The sequence below is a fragment of the Aestuariivirga sp. genome, assembly GCF_046294715.1.
GTDB lineage: Bacteria > Pseudomonadota > Alphaproteobacteria > Rhizobiales > Aestuariivirgaceae > Aestuariivirga.
The window spans coordinates 32,186-51,563 of the sequence record NZ_JBKBKI010000028.1 but is presented as its reverse complement, the minus strand read 5'-3'; the positions used below and the strand labels follow the sequence as shown (position 1 = coordinate 51,563).

Annotated in this window: 16 protein-coding genes and 1 pseudogene; 6 read left to right on the top strand and 11 right to left on the bottom strand. The window is 64.5% G+C overall.

The window, feature by feature from the left end:
* Positions 1-124 precede the first annotated feature (124 nt).
* From ACK4HL_RS16075 to ACK4HL_RS16035, 9 genes and pseudogenes are all read right to left on the bottom strand, one after another.
* Positions 125-466 (bottom strand): enolase C-terminal domain-like protein, encoded by a 342-nt coding sequence (locus tag ACK4HL_RS16075; RefSeq protein WP_409762196.1) that lies wholly within the window; start codon positions 464-466, stop codon positions 125-127.
* Between the two features lie 58 nt (positions 467-524).
* Positions 525-1,232 (bottom strand): annotated as a pseudogene (locus ACK4HL_RS16070) (enolase C-terminal domain-like protein); the annotation flags it as partial.
* The gene (locus ACK4HL_RS16065) at positions 1,178-1,810 is read right to left on the bottom strand and encodes a trimeric intracellular cation channel family protein (RefSeq protein WP_409762193.1); all 633 of its coding nucleotides are present in this window, start codon (positions 1,808-1,810) and stop codon (positions 1,178-1,180) included. The pseudogene ACK4HL_RS16070 and the gene ACK4HL_RS16065, both read right to left, overlap by 55 nt.
* A gap of 240 nt (positions 1,811-2,050) precedes the next feature.
* Positions 2,051-3,109, bottom strand: a complete 1,059-nt coding sequence (locus tag ACK4HL_RS16060; protein WP_409762190.1) for a GlxA family transcriptional regulator — start codon at positions 3,107-3,109, stop codon at positions 2,051-2,053.
* Positions 3,106-4,221, bottom strand: coding sequence for an ABC transporter ATP-binding protein (locus ACK4HL_RS16055; protein ID WP_409762187.1), 1,116 nt, complete (start codon positions 4,219-4,221; stop codon positions 3,106-3,108). Before ACK4HL_RS16055 ends, ACK4HL_RS16060 begins: the two co-directional genes overlap by 4 nt.
* On the bottom strand, positions 4,218-5,021 hold the full coding sequence (locus ACK4HL_RS16050) for an ABC transporter permease (protein ID WP_409762184.1): 804 nt from the start codon (positions 5,019-5,021) through the stop codon (positions 4,218-4,220). Before ACK4HL_RS16050 ends, ACK4HL_RS16055 begins: the two co-directional genes overlap by 4 nt.
* Positions 5,018-5,866 carry an ABC transporter permease gene (locus tag ACK4HL_RS16045; protein ID WP_409762181.1) on the bottom strand — a complete coding sequence of 283 codons (849 nt, stop codon included), beginning with the start codon at positions 5,864-5,866 and terminating at the stop codon, positions 5,018-5,020. Before ACK4HL_RS16045 ends, ACK4HL_RS16050 begins: the two co-directional genes overlap by 4 nt.
* A 76-nt stretch (positions 5,867-5,942) precedes the next feature.
* The gene (locus ACK4HL_RS16040; protein WP_409762178.1) at positions 5,943-7,064 is read right to left on the bottom strand and encodes a PotD/PotF family extracellular solute-binding protein; all 1,122 of its coding nucleotides are present in this window, start codon (positions 7,062-7,064) and stop codon (positions 5,943-5,945) included.
* A 112-nt stretch (positions 7,065-7,176) separates the two neighbouring features.
* Positions 7,177-8,091 (bottom strand): LysR substrate-binding domain-containing protein, encoded by a 915-nt coding sequence (locus ACK4HL_RS16035; protein WP_409762175.1) that lies wholly within the window; start codon positions 8,089-8,091, stop codon positions 7,177-7,179.
* A 107-nt stretch (positions 8,092-8,198) separates the two neighbouring features.
* On the opposite strand from ACK4HL_RS16035, the gene ACK4HL_RS16030 reads away from it, so the two are divergent.
* Together ACK4HL_RS16030 and ACK4HL_RS16025 are read left to right on the top strand one after the other, a co-directional pair.
* The gene (locus ACK4HL_RS16030) at positions 8,199-9,008 is read left to right on the top strand and encodes a creatininase (RefSeq protein ID WP_409762172.1); all 810 of its coding nucleotides are present in this window, start codon (positions 8,199-8,201) and stop codon (positions 9,006-9,008) included.
* Between the two features lie 48 nt (positions 9,009-9,056).
* Complete coding sequence (locus tag ACK4HL_RS16025) at positions 9,057-10,271, top strand: M24 family metallopeptidase (protein WP_409762169.1); 1,215 nt, start codon at positions 9,057-9,059, stop codon at positions 10,269-10,271.
* 209 nt (positions 10,272-10,480) lie between these two features.
* On the opposite strand, the gene torT is transcribed toward ACK4HL_RS16025, so the two are convergent.
* Entirely contained in the window at positions 10,481-11,527 is a 1,047-nt protein-coding gene (gene torT / locus ACK4HL_RS16020; protein ID WP_409762166.1) for a TMAO reductase system periplasmic protein TorT, read from the bottom strand.
* Positions 11,528-11,561: 34 nt separating this feature from the next.
* On the opposite strand from torT, the gene ACK4HL_RS16015 reads away from it, so the two are divergent.
* The gene (locus ACK4HL_RS16015; protein WP_409762163.1) at positions 11,562-14,540 is read left to right on the top strand and encodes an ATP-binding protein; all 2,979 of its coding nucleotides are present in this window, start codon (positions 11,562-11,564) and stop codon (positions 14,538-14,540) included.
* Here the strand turns inward: ACK4HL_RS16015 and torR are convergent.
* Positions 14,482-15,201 (bottom strand): two-component system response regulator TorR, encoded by a 720-nt coding sequence (gene torR, locus ACK4HL_RS16010; RefSeq protein WP_409762161.1) that lies wholly within the window; start codon positions 15,199-15,201, stop codon positions 14,482-14,484. The two genes, ACK4HL_RS16015 and torR, sit on opposite strands and share 59 nt — an antisense overlap.
* 158 nt (positions 15,202-15,359) lie before the next feature.
* On the opposite strand from torR, the gene ACK4HL_RS16005 reads away from it, so the two are divergent.
* From ACK4HL_RS16005 to ACK4HL_RS15995, 3 genes are all read left to right on the top strand, one after another.
* Positions 15,360-16,304: an ABC transporter substrate-binding protein gene (locus tag ACK4HL_RS16005; protein WP_409762158.1), complete on the top strand. Its 945-nt coding sequence runs from the start codon at positions 15,360-15,362 to the stop codon at positions 16,302-16,304.
* Positions 16,305-16,380: 76 nt separating this feature from the next.
* Complete coding sequence (locus tag ACK4HL_RS16000) at positions 16,381-17,406, top strand: glycine betaine/L-proline ABC transporter ATP-binding protein (protein WP_409762155.1); 1,026 nt, start codon at positions 16,381-16,383, stop codon at positions 17,404-17,406.
* Positions 17,403-19,364, top strand: a complete 1,962-nt coding sequence (locus tag ACK4HL_RS15995; protein ID WP_409762152.1) for an ABC transporter permease — start codon at positions 17,403-17,405, stop codon at positions 19,362-19,364. Before ACK4HL_RS16000 ends, ACK4HL_RS15995 begins: the two co-directional genes overlap by 4 nt.
* Positions 19,365-19,378 lie beyond the last annotated feature (14 nt).

The window sequence follows — 19,378 nt, the reverse complement described above, 5'->3', positions numbered from 1 at the left end:
CCAGCCCTCAATCCCACCTGCGGTGACGCGCACCAGCAGCGCATCCTGGCTCCCGTCGCCGATGTCCTCGACCTTCGGCATGGACAGATAGAAGAAATCAACCGTCTCGATCTTCATTTGAACCTCACGCGACCCGGAAATGGGAGAGTGCCTCTTCGTTGATGGTGACGCCGAGACCAGGCTCCTTCGGCAGGGGAATGCGGCCGTCGACGACAGGGAGTTTGCGGCTGCAAAGGTCGCGCCGCAAGGTCGAGTCGGCAAGCTCCTTTGGCAGGAACTCCATGAAGGTGCAGGTGGGCGAAACCGCAGCGAGATGCGCCGAGGCTGCGATGCCGATGGCCGACTTCCAGCAATGCGGCACCACGCCGAGGCCGCGGTCGCTCGCATGGAGTCCCACCCGCGTGGCCTCGGTGAGCCGACCTACCCGGCCCACGTCCGGCTGCACCACGTCCACCGTCCCCCGCATTCATGAACTCGAGGAACTCGAAGCGTGTGTTCTGCCACTCCCCCACAGCAATCTTGACCGGCGAGGCGTGGCAGAGCCTGGCATAACCCTCGACATCATCCGACGGCAGCGGTGTCTCCATGAAATAGATATCCTGGTCCGCAAACATCGCGATTGCTCTCAGTGCTTCTTTCCAATGGGGCCAGGCATAGGCGACGTCGGTCATCAGCTTCATCTCCGGGCCTACGGCTTTCCGCACGTCGGCTACCATGCAAGCACACTCGCGGTCGTCCGGGATCTGCAGCGAATTGTGCGAGTAGGGTCCCTTGAGGCAGATCTCGAGTTTCGCCGCACGGAAACCCAGCTTCTGAGCCGCCAGCGCCCGCTCGCGCAGCACTCGCCCATCGGTCTCAAGATCGTCACCCTCCGATAGGAGCGAGGCGTAGGGCACGATCTGCTGGTTAGTGGCGCCGCCCATCAGCTGCCAGCACGGTTTGCCCTCGATCTTGCCGACGAGGTCCCACAGCGCCATGTCGAGCGCGCCAATGGCGCAGATACCTAGGCCCCTCCGCCCCGTCATGGCGGAGCCGCGGTACATCTTCTCCCACAACCCTTCGACGTTTCGCGCGCCAGGAACTTCAGCCGCACTTCCGGAGCCTCGCGCTCGACTCGGGCGACGCGGGGCGGAGAATACCGAAGAGATGATCAGCGGCGACCGTTCATGTGTCCTGGTTACTCCGGGTTTCGATCCGTTGCCGGGCGGTAGCGCGGCAGAGAGAGTTGCCACATAAGTGCGGCGGACCTCAATCCAAAACCACAGATAAAGCCGGCGACGATTGCAGCATCCTGGCTCGTGCCGATCACCACGAGACTTACATAGACGCCGGCGCCCAAGAGAGCGGCGGTAATGTAGATTTCGCGACTGAGTATGACGGGGCTTTCGCCTCCCATGATGTCACGAATAATGCCGCCAAAGGTTGCCGTGGCTACGCCCATGGCAATGGCGATCGTCGCGCCTGCTCCGTGTTGGAGTGCCGTGCTGGCTCCGGTCACGGCGAACAAGGCGAGACCCACGGCATCAAACCAGAGCAGATACCTGTATCTCGACTGCATGAATCCTGCGACCAGGAACGTTGCAACCGAAACGGAGATACAGGTGATGAGGTAGCTGGGCTTTTGCACCCAGAACACGGGAGTGAGGCCAAGCAGGACGTCGCGGATCGTCCCGCCGCCGATGCCGGTCACGCTCCCCATGAGAGCAAAGCCGACGATGTCCATCTGCTTGCGCGAAGCGACGAGGGCGCCCGTCACCGCGAAGACGCACACGCCGAACCAATCCAGATAGGAAGTGATGGTCTGTAGCACGGCAGCAACTCCTCAGGCCCCGCTCCGATTAGCATGAGGTACGGAGTTCTGGTCAACGTCCGCTGCAGGGGCGCGGTTATTCGTCCGCTGATTTTCTGAAAGGGCGAACGTTCACGGGAGTTCCGATGCGGACATGCTCGAGCAGTTCAGTCACCTCCACGTTCAGCATGCGGAGTCCGATGAGACGGCGAGTGTTTTCAATGTCTTAATATCGAAAGGAATTACCCCGGCGCCTGGACGCTAGTATGCTGGTGACAGTCCGCACATCTTGAAACGCGACGACGGCGCGGCGCCAAAGGCCATCCGATATCTCTTGCGGAACGAGTCCGCCGAGGAGAACCCACAAGCCGCGGCGATATCGGTGATGGACATGTCGGTTTCCGCCAGCAGGCTGTTGGCACGTGCAAGTCTGATTTCCCTCAGCTTCTGCGCGGGCGAGGTGCCGAGCTTCGTCTGGAACAGCCTTTCGAGCTGGCGGCGCGACAAGCCGTAGCGCTTTGCCATGTCCTCGAAGTCTATCTCCTCATCGAAGCGGCTGTTCATCTCTTTAAGGACATCGACGAGGTGGGGATGCCGCACCCCGATTTCCGCCGCAATGGAGAGCCTCTGATGGCGCGAACCGACGCGGTGGCCACTGTTGAGACACATCTCGAGAACGCGCGTCGCGAGGCCCTCCCCATGGTGTTCCGCGATCATGGAGACCATCATGTCGATGCAGGCGTTGCCGCCGCCGCAGGTCATCACCTTTCCGTCCCTGCAATAGAGCTGATCGGCGATGGTGAGGTCCGGGAAGCATTCACGGAAAGCAGCCTGGTTTTCCCAGTGCAGGGTGAAGCGCCTGTTGTGCAGCAATCCGGCGCGCGCCAGCGTGAATGCGCCGGTGCACACGCCTCCGACATTGGCGCCATGGCGGACCTGGTTGCGTAGCCAGGCGAGGGTTTTCTCCGATGCGGCGAGATAGCCGTCAACGCCAGAACAGATGATGATCGTCTCTCCAAGCCCCACCTCCCGGAGAGCACGGTCCGCGACGATTGGTATGCCGTTGGAGCACCGCACGGGGCCGCCGTCCTCCGACACGAGGAACCACCTGTAGAGGCACTTCGATGTCAGCTGGTTGGCGATGCGGAGCGGCTCAACCGCCGCCGAGAAGGCCAGCATCGTCATTTTCGGCAGCATGAGGAAATGGAAATCGCGCGTCACGGCCGGCGCCGGGAGTGCATAGTGGGCCGATCCCTTGCTGATGAACCGGTCGCCCCAGGTCCCGGGGTCGCGCTGCGGAGGGAAGCTGTCCGCTCTCATGGCCTTGCCCTGCCGCTCACGCACCGGTCATTTTCCCGCCCGAAGACATGGGCCCGGGCCGTTGGCCAGCTCGCGAAGAGTCGTGAGCTGCACTTGAAGTCCACCTGTTCGAGTTCTCGTTGGCCAATCTGGACCTTGAGCTCGTAGCCCCCCGGAGCCTCGAGGAACAAGGTGACGGTCGTTCCCATGAACTGCTCGGAGATGATCTGACATTCGACGACGTTGTCGGCAGCGGGGCGGTCCGTCGATATCTGCACGAGGTCGGCTGCCACAACGAAGCTAAGGGGATCGCCGACCTTGCCCTGTCCGGGGCGTGTGACGGTGAACTGCCCCAGAGGAGTTTCCACCTTTGCGATCTCGGACGCGACGCTGACGATCTTGCCTTCGAAGATGTTGTTGCGCCCTACGAACTCCGCCACGAACTTGTTCTCGGGACTCCGGTAGATGTCCTTGGCGCGGCCGATCTGCGCGATCTCGCCCTGGGCCATGATGATCACCCTGTCAGCCATGGCGAAGGCCTCTGACTGGCTGTGGGTAACATAGACGAAGGTGATCCCCAGTTCCTTCTGCAGCTTGGTGAGAACACTCTGCATGCGGATGACGAGATGTGCGTCGAGAGCGGACAGTGGCTCGTCGAGGAGCAGGATCTTCGGCTCCGTCACCAGCGATCGTGCCAGCGCCACGCGCTGGCGCTGGCCGCCCGAAAGCTTCGCCACGTTGCGCTCGGCGAACTGGCCGATGCCCAGCCGGTCCAGCCACTCGAGCGCCCTCTGGCGCCGGACGGGCGCGGCGACGCCCCGCATCTTCAGGCCGAACTCTACGTTCTCCCGCGCATTGAGGAACGGGAAGAGGGCGAGCGACTGCCAGACCATGGGTGTGTCCCGCTCATGCGGCTTGACGTCGTTCATCACCCGGCCTTCGAAGCGGATCTCTCCCGCCGTCGGTGCCTCGAGGCCGGCGAGCATGCGGAGGGTCGTCGTCTTGCCGCAGCCCGAAGGGCCCATGATTGCGAGGAACTCGCCCGCGCCGATCTCGAAGCTCGTTGGTTTCACCGCAACAAAGTCAGCGAACCTCTTTTCCACGCGGTCGAAGACAACCAGGGGCTTGGTCATGCTGATGCGTCCTTTTTGCGGTTCTGCGACATGAGCAGGGCTTGGGCAACGATGATGAGCGTCATGGAGACGAAGAAGACGAAGGTGCCAATGGCGTTGATTTGTGGATCGACGTTGCCCTGCAGGATCTCGAGGATCACGACGGGCACGGTTTTGTTGAGGCCGGAGACGAACCAGGCTACCGCAAACTCGTCGAAGGACACCGCGGCGGTGAGGCACAGCGCCGCCACGATGGCGGGCTTGGTGAAGGGAATGACCACCTCCCACATCGAGCGCCATTCGGAGGCGCCGAGATTCCAGGAGGCGGCCTCGAGACTCGGGTCCATGTCGTTCAGCCGGAGCCGGATGACGGCCATGGCGAAGGGCGCTCCCAACACCGTGTGGGAGATGATGATCGACGTGACCTGCCCGGAGAGCCCGATCTGCGCGAGCCAGGACAGCATGGCGAGCGCCATGATGATGAGCGGGATGGTGGGAGGAAGCAGCGCCAGTGCGAGATAGGCATTCTTGAAGAGGAAGTTGTAGCGGAAGTCGGTGTAGGCCGTGCAGAAGCCGATGAAGGTGGAAAGCACTGCGGAACATACCGCCACGATCACGCTGGTCCGCGCCGCCTCGAGGATCTCGGGCCTGGACAGCACGGTCTGATACCAGTGCAGCGTGAAGGATCCCAGCGGTAGGCTCGGAAAGCGGTCCGAGTTGAACGAGAAGACGAGGCTCGCGAGGATCGGGGTGAAGATAAAGGCGAAGATCAGCGCGAGATAGACGAGCAGAGAGATCCTGATTGTCCTGTCGGCGGTCATCCGCGCCTCCTGTAAGCCGTCCCCACCGCGGCAAAGGCGACGGCCAGGAGCGTGAGGATCATCATCACGGCGATGACCGCGGCTCGCGGCCACTGCTGGCCCGACTTGGTGGAATCGATGATCATGATCGAGAGCGTCGGCGGCTTCGACCCGCCGAGATAGTAGGGGCTCACGAAGTCTCCGAAGGACAGGATGAAGCAGAACAGCGCGGCGACGACGAGGCCCACCTTCGCTGCCGGCACGATCACTGCATGGACGGTGCGGAACCTGCCGCAGCCGAGATTGTGCGCGGCCTCAACGAGCGTCTTGTCGATGCTCGCCAGGGAGATCGTCTGGAGGATCACCACGAGAGGAAGCGTCAGCGTGAGATAACCGATGATGGTGCCTACGGGGGAATTGAGCATGGCCAAGGGTTCGATGCCGATAACGCCCAGCAGACCGTTGATCACCCCGTTCCCGCCGAGCACGACCTGCCAGGCATAGACGCGCACCAGGTAGCTGGTGAAGAAGGGGATGATGAGCAGGAAGATCGCCCACCGCCGCGCCGCGTCACTGACTTTGAACGCGAGCCCGTAGGCTGCGGGAAACGCCACGGCCGAGGTGATGACGGTGGAAAGCGTGGCGAGCAGAAAGGTAAAGGCATAGGCCTTCCAGAAGATGTCCCAGCCGAGGATCTTTTCCCAGTTGGCCAGGGAGAAATCCGGCACCATGCGGTAGTTGCGCACCACCCAAAAGCTCATGACGAACATGAAGCCGAGCGGTACCACGAAGAAGAGAAGCTGCCAGATCAGCAGCGGCAAGCGCCACACGATGGCGTAAAGGTCGTTCCTGCGTTCCGCACCCATCGCCTTGTCCCCTCATTGGCCTTCAGGAACCCTCGCCACCCGGGCCTCCGGCAAGGGAGGCCCGGGCCGGCCCGGTTCAGGCGCCCTTGTATTCCGACCAGAAGTCGTTCCACTCCTCGAGGCTCTGCTGGATCGGCAGGCCGCGGTACTTGATCCGCCCTTCCTTGATGAGCACGATCGGATCGTTGACCGCGCCGTCGACCTGCCCGGTGCGCTGGGCCTCTTTCGGGTCCTTCTCGTTCAGGAGCGCGCGGCCCGACCTGGTGATCGCGAAGGCGGGATAGGCCGCCATGCGCGCCGAGTGCACCTGACCCTCGGGAGACAGCATGTACTGCACGAATTTCTTCGCGAGCTCCGGCTGTTTCGTGCCTTTGCCGATCGACCAGGATTCCGTCCACTGAATTCCGCCTTCCTGGGGAACGATGGAGGCAACGTCGGCGCCGTCCCGTTGCAGGACGCCGGTAATCCAGTCGCCGATGCCGGCCATGGCCAGCATCTCGCCGTTCTTCAGCGAGTTGAAGGTGCCGCCGTAATCGAAGAACCCGCCGACCTGCTCGCGCAGGCTCGTCGCGGTCTCCTGCACTTTGGCCCAGGCCTCGGCGTCGATGTCGAAGGGCTGGGCGTTGCCGTTGTAGAGGCTGAGCTGGCCGAGATTGGGCAGATGCCAGTCGAAGTGGCCGAGCTTGCCCTTGATCTCCGGCTTCCAGAAGCACTTGTAGCTCGCGGCTTCCTCGGCCGAAATCGCCTTGGTGTTGTAGGAGACGCCGAGATGGCCGCAGCGCACCATGGCGGAGTAGAGCTTCCCGTCCCGCCAGTGGCCCGGGAACTGCTTCCACTCGTCGTAAAGGAAGTCGTCGAAGGGGTAGTCCGCGGGGTTCAGCTCGTCGATGTAGTCGGCCTCGTTCAGCTGCTGCACGAACTCCGCGTCCGACAGGATGACGTCGTAGGTGCCGGGAGGCGATTGAGCGATGAGCGCCAGCATGTTGTCGCCGCCGGCATAGTATTTCGGCTTGAACTTCACGTTGTTGGCCTGTTCGAACTCGGCCACCATGTCGGGCTCGCCGTGGCCGTACCAGGCCAGCATGTTGAGCTCGACGGTCTGGGCCCAGGCCCGGTTGATGTAGGGCATCGAGAGCGCCGAAGCCGCCAGTCCGAGCTTCAGCACGCTGCGCCGGCTCGCCTTCATTCCGTGTTCCATGAACGTTCCTCCGCTTGGCGGGGGTTTCTTCGCCTGTTCCCGCGCGGCAATAGGGAAACACAACGGCGACCGTATGGAAAATTTATCCTTTAAATCTGTTGATTAGTTCTGCTTATGAGGGACCGGTGCCGTCCATTTTCTGCAGACGGATGAAGCCCGTCTGGCCCGAGTCGTGAAGCGCCTGCATGATGTAATTGACCAGCATGAGGGCGGCGGTGGAGGCATTGGTGTTCTTGAAATGTAGGCCAAGATGGATGTCGGGCAGGGTGGGGAAGCCGTCCTTCTCGCCGAGGATCCGCATGCCGCGAAGCAGGGTGCGGCGGGTGAGCGCCGTCACCCCCAGCCCTGACTGCACCGCCTGCTGCAGGCCGTTCACGCCGGGGCTGGAATAGGTGATCCGCCAGGCCCGTCCGATCTGGTCGAGCGCGTGGGTCATGCGGCTGCGGTAATGGCAGCCCTCGGGATGTGCCGCGATCGGGACGGTGTCCTGCCGCTCGCTGTCGAAGTCGCTTGCCGCCACCCAAATCGGCTTCTCGGCCCAGGAATAGATGAGGCCTGGCTTGGGCCTGTCGTCGAACATTGCAATGGCCAGGTCGAGTTCCTCGGCCGCGAACATGGCGAGCAGCCTGTCGCTGATGTCGCAATGGATCGACATCTCCACGTCCGGGTTCTGCCGCACGTAGCTGGACAGTGATTTCTGGAAGAAGGACACCGCATAGTCGGTGGGAAGCCCGACCCGCAGCCGTCCCCCCATCTCGCGCTTCTGCAGCCGCGCTACGATCTCGTCATTCAGCGCCAGCAGCTGCCGTGCATGGCGGGCGAGGACCTCTCCTTCGGGCGTCAGCACGATGCCCCGCCCGCTGGTGTCCAGCAGGGGTGAGCCGACCAATTCTTCAAGCTTGTGGATCTGCAGGCTCACGGCGGGCTGGGTGCGGCCGAGCAGCCGGCCCGCCTTGGTGAAGCTCTCAAGATCGATGACGGCCAGATAGGTGCGGAGCACGTCGGTGGGAAGATTGGTGAAGGCCATGGATGGTCCATATCGAAAACTTATCTCGGGATAACATAAATGAATTTCACAGATGACCGCAAGCTCGCATAGCCTCCCCCCGTCCGTTCACATCCAGAGAGGCCGCCATGACCACCGACAGCCCCTTCGCCGCGGAGCTCGCCTGGCCCGATTACCTGGCGCGCGTGCGCGACGCCAAGTCGCCCATTCTCATCCCGCTGGGTTCGATGGAGCAGCACGGCCACCACATGCCACTGCATGTCGATGTCCTGCTGCCCACCGAATTCGCCCGGCGTGTCGCCCTCGAAATCGGCGGCCTCGTTGCGCCACCCTTCTGCTACGGCTACAAGTCACAGCAGAAATGCGGCGGCGGCAACCACATGCCGGGCACCGTCAGCCTCGAAGGTGCGACGCTCGTCAATGCGCTGCGCGACGTGCTCAAGGAGTTCGCCCGCCACGGCAGCCGGGAATTCGCCATCATCAACGGGCATTTCGAGAATTCTTGGTTCATCACCGAGGCCGTCGATTTGGCGTTGCGCGAGCTGCGCTGGGACGGCATCACCGACGTTAAGGTGGTCGTGCTGTCCTACTGGGACTTCGTGACCGAGGAGACGATCGCCCGCCTCTACCCCGACGGCTTCCCGGGCTGGGCCGTCGAGCATGGCGGCGTTCTCGAGACCTCGCTGATGCTCGCCCTTCACCCGCAGCTCGTCTCGCTCGAGCGCGCGGTGGACCACGCCCCTGCGAGCTTCCCGCCCTATGACGTCTATCCGGTGAAGCCGGAGTGGACGCCCGCCAGCGGCACGCTCTCCTCGCCGAAGCATGCCTCCAAGGAGAAGGGCCGTATCCTTCTCGACGTCTGCACGGAAGGTATCGCAAAGGCGCTGAGGGACGAGTTCCAGCTATCCGCAGCGGCGCGGCGCAGCGCCGCGGCCTGAGCGACGCAGTCCACCACCCATCACCAACCTGCAAACGGGAGAATATCGATGACGGACGACATGCTTCACGTCGTGAAGTGGCACAATGGCAGCAAGGACTGGTCGCCCTTCTCCGACGCCGAGATGAGCCGGCGCCAGAACAACTTGCGCGCCCACATGGAGAAGAACCGCATCGACGCGGCGCTTTTCACCTCCTACCACAACATCTGCTACTATTCCGGCTTCCTCTACTGCTACTTCGGCCGCAAATATGGAATGGTGATCACCCCCAACGAGGCGACCACCATCACAGCAGCCATCGACGGCGGGCAGCCCTGGCGCCGCACCTTCGGCGACAACGTGACCTACACTGACTGGCGCAAAGACAATTTCTTCCGCGCGGTCCAGCAGCTGACCAAGGGCGTGAAGCGCCTCGGCGTGGAGTTGGACCACATCTCCGTCGACTACCGCAAGCAGATCGAGGCGGCACTGCCCGGCGTCGAACTCGTCGATATTGCGCAGGACGCGATGTGGATGCGCTCCATCAAATCGGCCGAGGAGCACAAGCTGATCCGCGAAGGCGCGCGCATCTGCAACGTCGGCGGCCGGGCCGTCATGGCGGCGGTCAAGGCCGGTGTGCCGGAGCATGAGGTGGCGATCGCCTCGACCAACGCCATGATCCGAGAGATCGCAAAAAGCTTTCCCTTCGTCGAGCTGATGGACACGTGGACGTGGTTCCAGTCCGGCATCAACACCGACGGCGCGCACAATCCGGTCACCAACCGCGTGGTGCAGTCAGGCGACATCCTCTCGCTCAACACCTTCCCGATGATCTTCGGCTACTACACCGCACTCGAGCGCACGCTGTTCTGCGATTATGCCTCGGCGAGCCATCTCGACCTGTGGGAGAAGAACTGCGAAGTGCATCGCGTCGGCGCCACGCTCATCAAGCCAGGTGCGAAGTGCTCCGAGATTGCCGCGGAACTGAACGAAATGTACCGCTCCTGGGATCTCCTCAAGTACCGTTCCTTCGGTTATGGGCACAGTTTCGGCGTGCTCAGCCACTATTATGGCCGCGAGGCCGGCGTGGAGCTGCGCGAGGACATTCACACCGAACTGAAGACGGGCATGGTCGTCTCGATGGAGCCGATGATCATGATTCCCGAAGGTCAACCCGGCGCCGGCGGCTACCGCGAGCACGACATTTTCATCGTCACGGATAGCGGCGCGGAAAACATCACGAACTTCCCATTCGGGCCCGAGGAAATGATCATCCGCGGATGATCAACTCCTTCCGACAAATGCCTCTCCCGCCTTGGTGGGTGAGGCATTTGGTTTAATGCATTCGAGTTCAGAGGATCGAACAGGTCTGCCAGGTGAATAGGGGAACTTCTCCCAACACCTGATCCTTTCCAAGACCAGGCATGCGTTTGGACGACCCGCGCACGCGTGGAAGGTTCGTCTTGAGTGACAGCCACTTTGCGGCCGAAGGTCTAATTAACGCCGAAGGTTGGTTTGAACCAGGCCGGGGCGAGGCTTTCTTCCATGCTCCGGGCGCCGACGTTCTTTTCGTCGATAATGTGAATGGCGGGGCCGGCGTGGCGGACCTCCAGCGAGCCTTCAAGGGCGCGCACCGCCTGGTCGATCGCGAGGCGGCCCTGGAGGACGGGCGAATCAGTAGGGGCGGCGATGACCTTGCCGCGCCTGATGGCGCGGTAGGTGCCATGGGTGAAATAGTCCGCGAGGATGCTGATCCGGCCGGTTAGCGACTTAGCACGGAGCAGGCTCACCGCGGCATCGGCGGTGACCGCGCTGCCGATGATGTAGTCGATGCCGGGGTGTTCCTCGAGAACCTCCTCGAGCAGCAGTAGCTGCGCCTCAAAGCCGGTGTCGCCCCATTTGACGGCGACGATCTCCGCCGAACTCCTCTCCATGCCGCGCCGGAATCCCTCTTCGACGAAGCCCACCCAGCCTGCGCCCTTGGGGCCTGGAAACCAGGCGACCTCGACCGTGTCCGATCCCTGAGGGTGGAGGGCCGCAAAATAGCGGCCGATCGCCTCGCCCATGCTTACCCAGGAGACGCCCGCCTTGGCGGTGATCCCCTCGCTGTCGATGTCGTTCACGGCGGCGATCACGGGCATGCGCCGCGACAGATCCGCGAGCAGCGGCGTCAGGCCGCGATAGGAGACGGTACCCACGATGAGCGCATCGGCGGCCTTGGCGCAGCCGGCGATCTGGGCCTTCTGCCGTTCGAGATTGGGGTAGCCGCCGGCTTCCACGATCTCGAGCCGTATGCCGAGGCGCCGGGCATGCTCCACCATGCCGTAGTTCACCGAGAGCCAGTAGGAATCCTTGAGGTGCGGATAGGAGGCGCATATGCGCCACGGCTTCTGCGCCGCCACGAGCGGCTCATAGGAGATGGCGGAGGAGGCGCCCTGGTAGTCGAAGGGCGGCGTCCAGCTTTCCAGCGCCCATGTTTCCGCGGCGCAGGCGCGCACCTGTGCGGCCAGCAGCAGGAAAGCCAAAAGCAGGCGTTTCATTTCGCGCATTCCTAAAGGCGGCGGAGACTGTATCATGAAACTAGCGGCTTCCCGCCCCGGAGCAAGCCTCGAACGGCAGGGTGTGAAAGAGCAGATGTTTGCCCGTCTCGGCATCGGCGCGCGGTTGTTCATCGCCTTCTTGGGCATCGCGGCGCTATCGCTGTCCTCCGGCGTGGCGGGCTGGTGGATTCTCAAGGACATCTCCGAGGCGCAGTCGCGCATCACGGCGGAGGCGCTGCCCGCAGTGGCGGCCGCGCAGGCGACGGGCAACGCCACGCAGCGCATCCTCGCCGCGGGCCATAGCCTCGCCGCGGCCCAGGACGAGGCCACGCGCCAGCGCCACGCCGGCGAGATCATCGTGCTGGCGACGGAAATTCGGCGCGCGTTGGCCGACGCGGCCCTGTCCAATCTCGAATACGGCTCGCTGACGCAGCTCTCCGGAAATGCCGAGGCGCTCATCGCCAACCTTTCCGACCAGAACAGGCTGGTGAAGGAGCGGCTGCAGCTTCTGGGCGGCTACGACGCGCGCGCCGGGCGAACCGCAGAGGCGGCGACGGCGCTGGTCGATCTCGCCGAGACGCTGGTGTCCAATGCCTCCGCCGGAGCTTCGGCGGTGGTCGCGGGGCTTTATGGGCTGGTCGAGGACCCGGGCCTGCGCGAGGCTGCGTTCGGCGCCCTCGACCGGCTGATAGAGCAGGACATCTATCTCCTCGACCGGATGTGGGAGCTGCGCCTGAGGGCCTCGCAGCTCGCGCTCCTCGTCAACCGCCTGTCGCGCGCCATCACGCGCGCGGAGGTGCTGGCCCTTGCGCAGGAGTTCAACGGGCATCTGCGGATCGTGAAACGCCGGGTCGCCAGCATCGACGACCCCATTCGCCAGGCCCAGGCGCTGGAACAGCTCTCGGTTCTTCGCGCCTCGGCGGGTGAGGCACGTTTCAATTCCAGCCTGTTCGAGGACCGCCTCCGGACGATCAACATCGGCGACGAGCTCGAGGCGGTGACGGAGGCGAATCGCGCGCTTTCCGCGAGGCTCAACAGCGTGGCGCAGGACGTGATGGAGAATGCCAGGGGCTTCGCGCTCGCCACCTCGACACAGGCCGACCGCGCGGTTTCGGCCGGGCTTCTCGCCCTTCTCGCCACATCGGGCTTCGCCGTGCTGATCTCGGGCCTCATCGTTTGGCTCTATGTAGAGAGGGGCGTCGTCCGCCGTCTGAAGGAGCTGGCAACCGCCATGCACCGGCTCACCCTCGGCGATCTCGCAGTCGACGTGAAGCAGGGTGGGACGCATGAGCTCAAGGCGCTGGCCGAGGCGGTCACTGCGTTCCGCGACGTGTCGGTGCAGCGCCGGGCGCTCGAGGCCGAACGCGAGCGCACCAACGAGGAACTGCGGCGGCACCGCGAGGAGCTCCAGGAGCTCGTGGGCGAGCGAACCGAGCAATTGCGCCGCGAGGTCGAGAATCATGCGGCGGCGCGCGAGACCGCCGAGCGTGCCAGCCGTGCCAAGTCCGATTTCCTCGCCACCATGAGCCACGAGATCCGCACGCCGATGACGGGCATGCTCGGTATGCTGCGTGTGCTCAAGGACACGGCCGCGAGCCCGGAGCAAAGGAGCCGCATCGAAACCGCCTCGGTCGCGGGCCAGACGCTGCTCGGCATTCTCAACAGCATCCTAGACTACTCGAAGATCGAGTCGGGCAAGATCACGGTGGATCCGGTCGTCTTCCGGCTGGACGAGACGTTGCGCGGAATCGTCGACCTGATGAGACCCTCGGCGGAAGAGAAGGGGCTGGAGCTTGGCCTTTCGGTTGCGCCGGGAAGTCCCGGATGGCTCAGGGGCGATGCCGGGAAGATCCGCCAGATCGTGTTCAACCTGGTGAGCAACGCCATCAAGTTCACGCCCGCCGGCAGCGTCACGGTGTCGGTTTGCGGAGGTCCCGCGGCGGCCGGCCAGCAGCGGGTGACGATCGCCGTGTCCGATACCGGAATCGGCATCCCGGACACGATGCAGCAGAGCATCTTCGAGTCTTTCACCCAGACCGACAGTTCGGTAACGCGCCGCTATGGCGGTACGGGTCTAGGCCTTTCCATTTCGCGGGGGCTGGCGCAGGCGCTGAAGGGCTCGCTCGATGTTGCATCGCAGCCGGGCGCGGGCAGCACCTTCACACTCACGCTTGATCTCGCGACGGCAGAAGCGCCGCAATCCGCCGGCGCCGCAGGGGAAGGCCTGGAGGCGGCCGGCTCGCCGCTTTCGATCCTTATCGTCGAGGATGACGAGGCGACGCGCGCCGTGGCGCAGCATTTTCTCGGCGCCATGGGCCATGGCTGCAGCGTCGCGAAGGACGGCTACGAGGCCCTCTCGCAGGCTCGGCTGGCGAAGCCGGACGTGGTGCTCATGGACATTAGCCTGCCCGGCATGGACGGCATCACGGCGATGCACCGCCTGCGCGAGGCCCTCGGGCCTTCGCCGGTGCGGATCGTCGCCATGTCGGCGCATGTCTTCGCGGCGGAGGTCGACAGGTATCTTTCCTCTGGCATGGACGCGTTCGTGGCAAAGCCGCTGACGCCCGAGGCGCTGGCGCAGGCCATCGCCCCTTCGCCACGGCAACCGGCACTCGACCAGGAGGCCTGGCGGGCCGACATCGAGGCGCTGGGCCCCGGGGAAATGGCGCGGATCCTCGCCATCGCTGAGCGCACCCTGCCGGAACGGCTTTCTGCCATGCGCCGGGCCGCGGCGTCGGAAGACATGCAAACGCTCGCCGCCGAGGCGCACGCCGGTTGCAGCACGGCCTCGGCTGCGGGCTTCGCGCGGCTGAGGAACATTCTTTCCGTCCTCGAGACAGCGGCAATGCAGGGGGCGGCGGAACGCTGCGAAGGGCTGCTGGCGGACGCCGAGCGCGCAGGCGGAGAAGCGGTGGCGGAAGCCCGCGCCCTGCTCCGTTCGAGTCCGGGGGCTGCTACGCCCGATCGAGAGGAACGGCAAAAAGATAACCCTCGCCGTGTGACGTCACGATGAGGCGGGGGTGGCGCGAGTCGTCGCCCAGCTTCTTGCGCAGCCGGCGTATCACGACATCCACGGTGCGGTCCGTGGGATCCCAGTCGCGATGTGCGATCTCGTGCAGAAGACGGTCGCGGGAGAGCACCTGCCCGGCATTGGCGGTGAGGAGCGACAGCGCCTTGAACTCGGCGCGTGTCAAGTCGGTGAAGGCGCCCTCGGCATTGCTCAGGGTGCGGCTGCCGAGATCGAGAGTCCAGCCGAGAAAGCTGCGTTTCTGAGGTGCTGCGGTTCTGGCCGGCCGGCCTGCACTCACCCGGCGGAGGAGGTTCTTTACACGTGCCAGGAGCTCCCGCTGGTCGAAGGGCTTGGTGACGTAGTCGTCGGCGCCGATTTCCAGGCCGACGATGCGGTCGACCGTGTCGCTGCGCCCCGTCACCAGGATGATGCCGACGTCGGAACGCTCGCGCTGCTCGCGCGTCAGCCGCAGCCCGTCCTCGCCCGGAAGCTGTATGTCGATCATCAGAAGATCGGCGGGGTCGGCGGCGATGATGTCGCGCATCATCTCGCCATCCTCGGCCTCGCTCACCCGGTAGCCTTCGGCCTTGAAATAGGCGGCGAGCTTGGCGCGGGTCACCGGATCGTCCTCGATGACGACGATGTGGGCGGCTGAGGCTTTCATTCCCGCTTTTTAACAAGATTTCACAATTCTCGCCATCGCTTTTACCAAGTTCCACCAACAGCTTCACAGCCCGCCGATATGTTCGGCCTCGGCGCACGGCAACAAAGCGCAGCAGGCGGCCAGCAGGACTCTGTCGCCGAACCATAAAGGAGGGACGCATGAACACGGTGAGGACTGTCGCATTCCTTGGGGCCCTGGGCCTTATCGCGGGCACGGGCGGCGCGATGGCAGAGGACTCCGCCGACCCTATCAAGATCGTGACCAACAACTGGACGAGCCAGGTGGTGCTCTCCAACGTCATCGGCCAGGTGCTGCAGGCGCAGGGGCTCAACGTTGAATACAAGCCATCGGACACGCAGTTGCAGTTCACCGCCATTGCCTCGGGCGATATGGATTTCCAGGTCGAGGTGTGGGAAGGCTCGATGGCCGAATCCTTCGAGAAGTCACTCGCGGGCGGAGCCGTGGATTACGGGGCTCACGCTGCGGTCACCCGGGAGGACTGGTGGTATCCCGCCTACATGAACGAGATGTGCCCGGGCCTGCCGGACTGGAAGGCGCTCGACGCCTGCGCCGCCAAGCTGGCGACCGCCGAGACCGGCTCCAAGGGCCGCTTCGTGGGCCCGCCCGCCGACTGGGGTAAGCACTATTCGGAGCGCATCCAGGCCCTCGGCATGAACTTCCAGGAAGTGCCCGTGGGGCAGGCAGCGACGCTGTGGGCGGAGCTGCAGGCCGCCTACGACCGCAAGGAGCCGATCGTGCTCTTCAACTGGACGCCCAACTTCATCGAGGCGAAGTTCGAGGGCCAGTTCGTCGAGTTTCCGACCTACGAGCCTGCCTGCCTCAGCGATCCGAAATGGGGGCAGAACCCCGACGCCCTCTATGACTGCGGCGCGCCCGCGAGCGGCTACCTGAAGAAGGTCGGCTCGAAGCAGCTCGAGGAGAAGTGGCCGAAGGCCGCCGGCATACTCAAGAAGGTCAACTTCACGAACCCGCAGATCGCCGCCGCCGCGGCTCTCGTCGACGTGGACGGCATGACGCCGGAAGACGCCGCAAAGAAGTGGATCGAGACGAACCAGGATTCCGTCAAGTCCTGGGTGCAGTAAACCTTTCCTGACAGCGGAAGCGGGCGCGGGGGTGAGCACCCTCGCGCCCTCTCCGCCTTGCCGCGGACCGCACAGTATGACCGAACAACCCATGATCTCCTGCCGGCATCTGTGGAAGATCTTCGGGCCCGACCCGGCGGGTTTCCTCGCACGGCACGGGAACACGCCCACTTCCGCCGACTTCGCGGCAGGCCAGCACATCGGCGCGGTGCGCGATGTCTCCTTCGACGTCCATCCAGGCGAAATCCTCATCATCATGGGGCTCTCGGGCTCCGGCAAGTCGACGCTCATCCGTGCCATAACAAGGCTCAACGACCCCACGGCGGGCGAGATCCTGTTCGAGGGCAAGGACCTTCTCAAGGCAACGCCGGCCGAGCTGATCGAAATCCGCCGCCACAGGATGGGGATGGTGTTTCAGCACTTCGGTCTGCTGCCGCACCGAACCGTGCTTTCGAACGTGGCCTTCCCGCTCGAGGTGAGGGGGGCGGCGCGCGAGGAGCGCGAAGCCCGCGCCCGGGAGATGATCCGGCTCGTCGGCCTCGAGGGCCGCGAGGATTACTTTCCGCGCGAGCTTTCAGGCGGCCAGCAGCAGCGCGTCGGCATCGCGCGCTCGCTCGCGGTCGGCCCCGACGTCTGGTTCCTCGACGAACCCTTCTCGGCGCTGGATCCGCTGATCCGCCGCGAAATGCAGGATGAGTTCCTGCGCCTGCAGAAGCTGCTGCGCAAGACCATCGTGTTCATCACCCATGATTTCGACGAGGCAATCCGGCTCGGCGACAGGATCGGCATCATGAAGGACGGGAGGCTCGTGCAGCTCGCCACGCCAGAGGTCATGGTTTCCTCGCCAGCCGACGACTATGTGCGCGAGTTCACGCGCAATGCACCGCGCGAGAAGGTGCTGACAGTGGGCTCCATCGCGTCGCGCGAGCCGGCACCGCTGAACGGCGTCAACATTCTCGCCTCCACGAAAATCGGCGAGGCGGCGGCAATCGTGCTCGCCTCCGAGAGGCCGATCGCGGTGGTGGACGATGAAGGCCGCTCGATCGGCGCCATCGACCGGCATGCCATGATCCGCGCGCTCTATCCGGACGGGCACTCATGATGAATGCCGGCCAGGCCTTCACGGTGGCGCGCCCCGCCGCGGAAACGCCGCGCGTTCCCTTGGCCTTCGCCGTCGCATTGGTCATCCTGCTCGGGGTGGCCGCGGCGTGGCTGTTTCCACCCTTCGCGAGCTGGCCGGAGGAATGGGTGGTGCCGGCGCGCGCTTGGGTCACCGAGGCCTTCGCCTGGTTCTCTGTCTTCGCGAAGCCGGTGACGCGCGCCATCTCCTGGCTCCTGTCCTGGCCGCTGTGGTTCGCCGAGGCCGTGCTGTTCCGGGGCATGCCGGCGGCGGGACTGCCCCCGCTTCCATGGGTGGCGATCGTCGGCGGAACGGCCATTCTCGCGCATTGGGCGGGGGGAAGGAGGCTTGCCCTGTTCTGCGGCGTCTCAGCCTTCTACCTCGCTATCTTCGGCCTGTGGCAGGATGCGATGCAGACCCTCGCCATCGTCGTCGTCACGGTTCCGCTGGCGGCGGGGCTGGGGCTCGGACTCGGCATCTGGGCGACACGGAACGCGCGGGTGGAGCGCGTGCTCAACGCCGTTTTCGACGTGATGCAGGCCACTCCTCACATGGCCTATCTCGGTCCGGTCGTCATCCTGTTCGGCTTCGGGCAGGTTCCGGCCATGCTGGCGACCTTCGGTTTCGCCCTGCCGCCCATGGCCCGCTGCACCATACTGGGCCTGCGCACCGTGCCGCAGGACATTCTCGAAGCCGGACGCATGGCGGGCTGCACGCCGCGGCAGCTCCTGTGGAAGGTCGAGATCCCGGCCGCCGAGAAGACGCTGATGCTCGGCCTCAACCAGGTGGTGATGCAGACCCTCGCCATGGCGGTGATCGCCTCGCTGGTCGGCGCATCGGGGCTGGGGCAGAAGCTGCTGTTCTCGCTGCAGCAGCTGCAGATCGGCAAGGCGGTGGAACAGGGTATCGCCATCACTCTCATCGCCATCGTGCTCGACCGCATTACGCAAGCCTATATCCGCAGGCCGCCGCAGCATGGAAAGAAGGGCGCCGGATGGGCGGCCCGCCACCCGCACCTGGCGCTGTTCCTGCTGCTCGCCGCGGTATCGGGTCTGGCAGCGGCGCTTATCCCCGCGCTCGGAGTGCTGCCGAAGGAGCTGACGCTTTCCTATGGCGCCCCCATCAACGAGGCGGTGCGCTGGATCTCCAAGACGCTGTTTCCCTACATCAAGCCGGTGCGCGATGCGATCACGATCTGGCTGCTGCTGCCCCTCCGCGACTTCTATCTCTGGCTTCCCTGGCCGGTGATGCTGGGCGTGCTCGCGGCAGTCGGGCATCACTTCGGCGGCTGGCGCATGGCGCTGCTACCCGTCTGCCTCCTCGGCTTCATGATGCTCACGGGGTTCTGGGTGCCGCTGATGCTGACGATCTACCTGGTGACGGGCGCCACCGTTCTCTGCGTGTTGATCGGCATTCCGACCGGCATCTGGGCGGCGCGCAGCCCCCGGGCCGCGGCCGTGATCAACGCCGTGTGCGACACGCTGCAGACCTTCCCGAGCTTCATCTACCTCATCCCGGTCATCATGCTGTTCCAGACGAGCGACGTCTCGAACATCATTGCCATGCTCGCCTACGCCTCGGTGCCGGCGATTCGCTTCACCTATCTGGGCCTGCTGCGCGTTCCCGCGGCCACGCTCGAGGCGGCGATCGCCTCCGGCACCACGAGCTGGCAGCGCCTGCGCAAGGTGGAACTGCCGATCGCCTTCCCGGAGATCCTGCTGGGCATCAACCAGACGATCATGATGGCGCTGGCCATGGTGGCGATCACCGCACTCATCGGCTCGCGCGATCTCGGCCAGGAAATTTACAAGGCGCTGCCGGGCGCCGACACGGGCCGCGGGCTTCTCGCGGGGTTCGGCATCGCCTTCATCGGCATCATCGCCGACCGCCTGATCGGCGCCTGGGCTTCCAAGCGCAAGCGCGAACTCGGCATGGCGTGAGGCTCCGGCGGCCG

Excerpts from the sequence above, each read along its gene's own strand:
- torT (WP_409762166.1), bottom strand. The coding sequence starts at position 11,527 with ATGAAACGCCTGCTTTTGGCTTTCCTGCTGCTGGCCGCACAGGTGCGC.
- ACK4HL_RS16015 (WP_409762163.1), top strand. The coding sequence starts at position 11,562 with ATGAAACTAGCGGCTTCCCGCCCCGGAGCAAGCCTCGAACGGCAGGGT.
- ACK4HL_RS16030 (WP_409762172.1), top strand. The coding sequence starts at position 8,199 with ATGACCACCGACAGCCCCTTCGCCGCGGAGCTCGCCTGGCCCGATTAC.
- ACK4HL_RS16050 (WP_409762184.1), bottom strand. The coding sequence starts at position 5,021 with ATGACCGCCGACAGGACAATCAGGATCTCTCTGCTCGTCTATCTCGCG.
- ACK4HL_RS16040 (WP_409762178.1), bottom strand. The coding sequence starts at position 7,064 with ATGGAACACGGAATGAAGGCGAGCCGGCGCAGCGTGCTGAAGCTCGGA.
- ACK4HL_RS16005 (WP_409762158.1), top strand. The coding sequence starts at position 15,360 with ATGAACACGGTGAGGACTGTCGCATTCCTTGGGGCCCTGGGCCTTATC.
- ACK4HL_RS16055 (WP_409762187.1), bottom strand. The coding sequence starts at position 4,221 with ATGACCAAGCCCCTGGTTGTCTTCGACCGCGTGGAAAAGAGGTTCGCT.
- ACK4HL_RS16045 (WP_409762181.1), bottom strand. The coding sequence starts at position 5,866 with ATGGGTGCGGAACGCAGGAACGACCTTTACGCCATCGTGTGGCGCTTG.
- ACK4HL_RS16060 (WP_409762190.1), bottom strand. The coding sequence starts at position 3,109 with ATGAGAGCGGACAGCTTCCCTCCGCAGCGCGACCCCGGGACCTGGGGC.
- ACK4HL_RS16000 (WP_409762155.1), top strand. The coding sequence starts at position 16,381 with ATGACCGAACAACCCATGATCTCCTGCCGGCATCTGTGGAAGATCTTC.
- ACK4HL_RS16075 (WP_409762196.1), bottom strand. The coding sequence starts at position 466 with ATGCGGGGGACGGTGGACGTGGTGCAGCCGGACGTGGGCCGGGTAGGT.
- ACK4HL_RS15995 (WP_409762152.1), top strand. The coding sequence starts at position 17,403 with ATGATGAATGCCGGCCAGGCCTTCACGGTGGCGCGCCCCGCCGCGGAA.
- ACK4HL_RS16025 (WP_409762169.1), top strand. The coding sequence starts at position 9,057 with ATGACGGACGACATGCTTCACGTCGTGAAGTGGCACAATGGCAGCAAG.
- ACK4HL_RS16035 (WP_409762175.1), bottom strand. The coding sequence starts at position 8,091 with ATGGCCTTCACCAATCTTCCCACCGACGTGCTCCGCACCTATCTGGCC.
- torR (WP_409762161.1), bottom strand. The coding sequence starts at position 15,201 with ATGAAAGCCTCAGCCGCCCACATCGTCGTCATCGAGGACGATCCGGTG.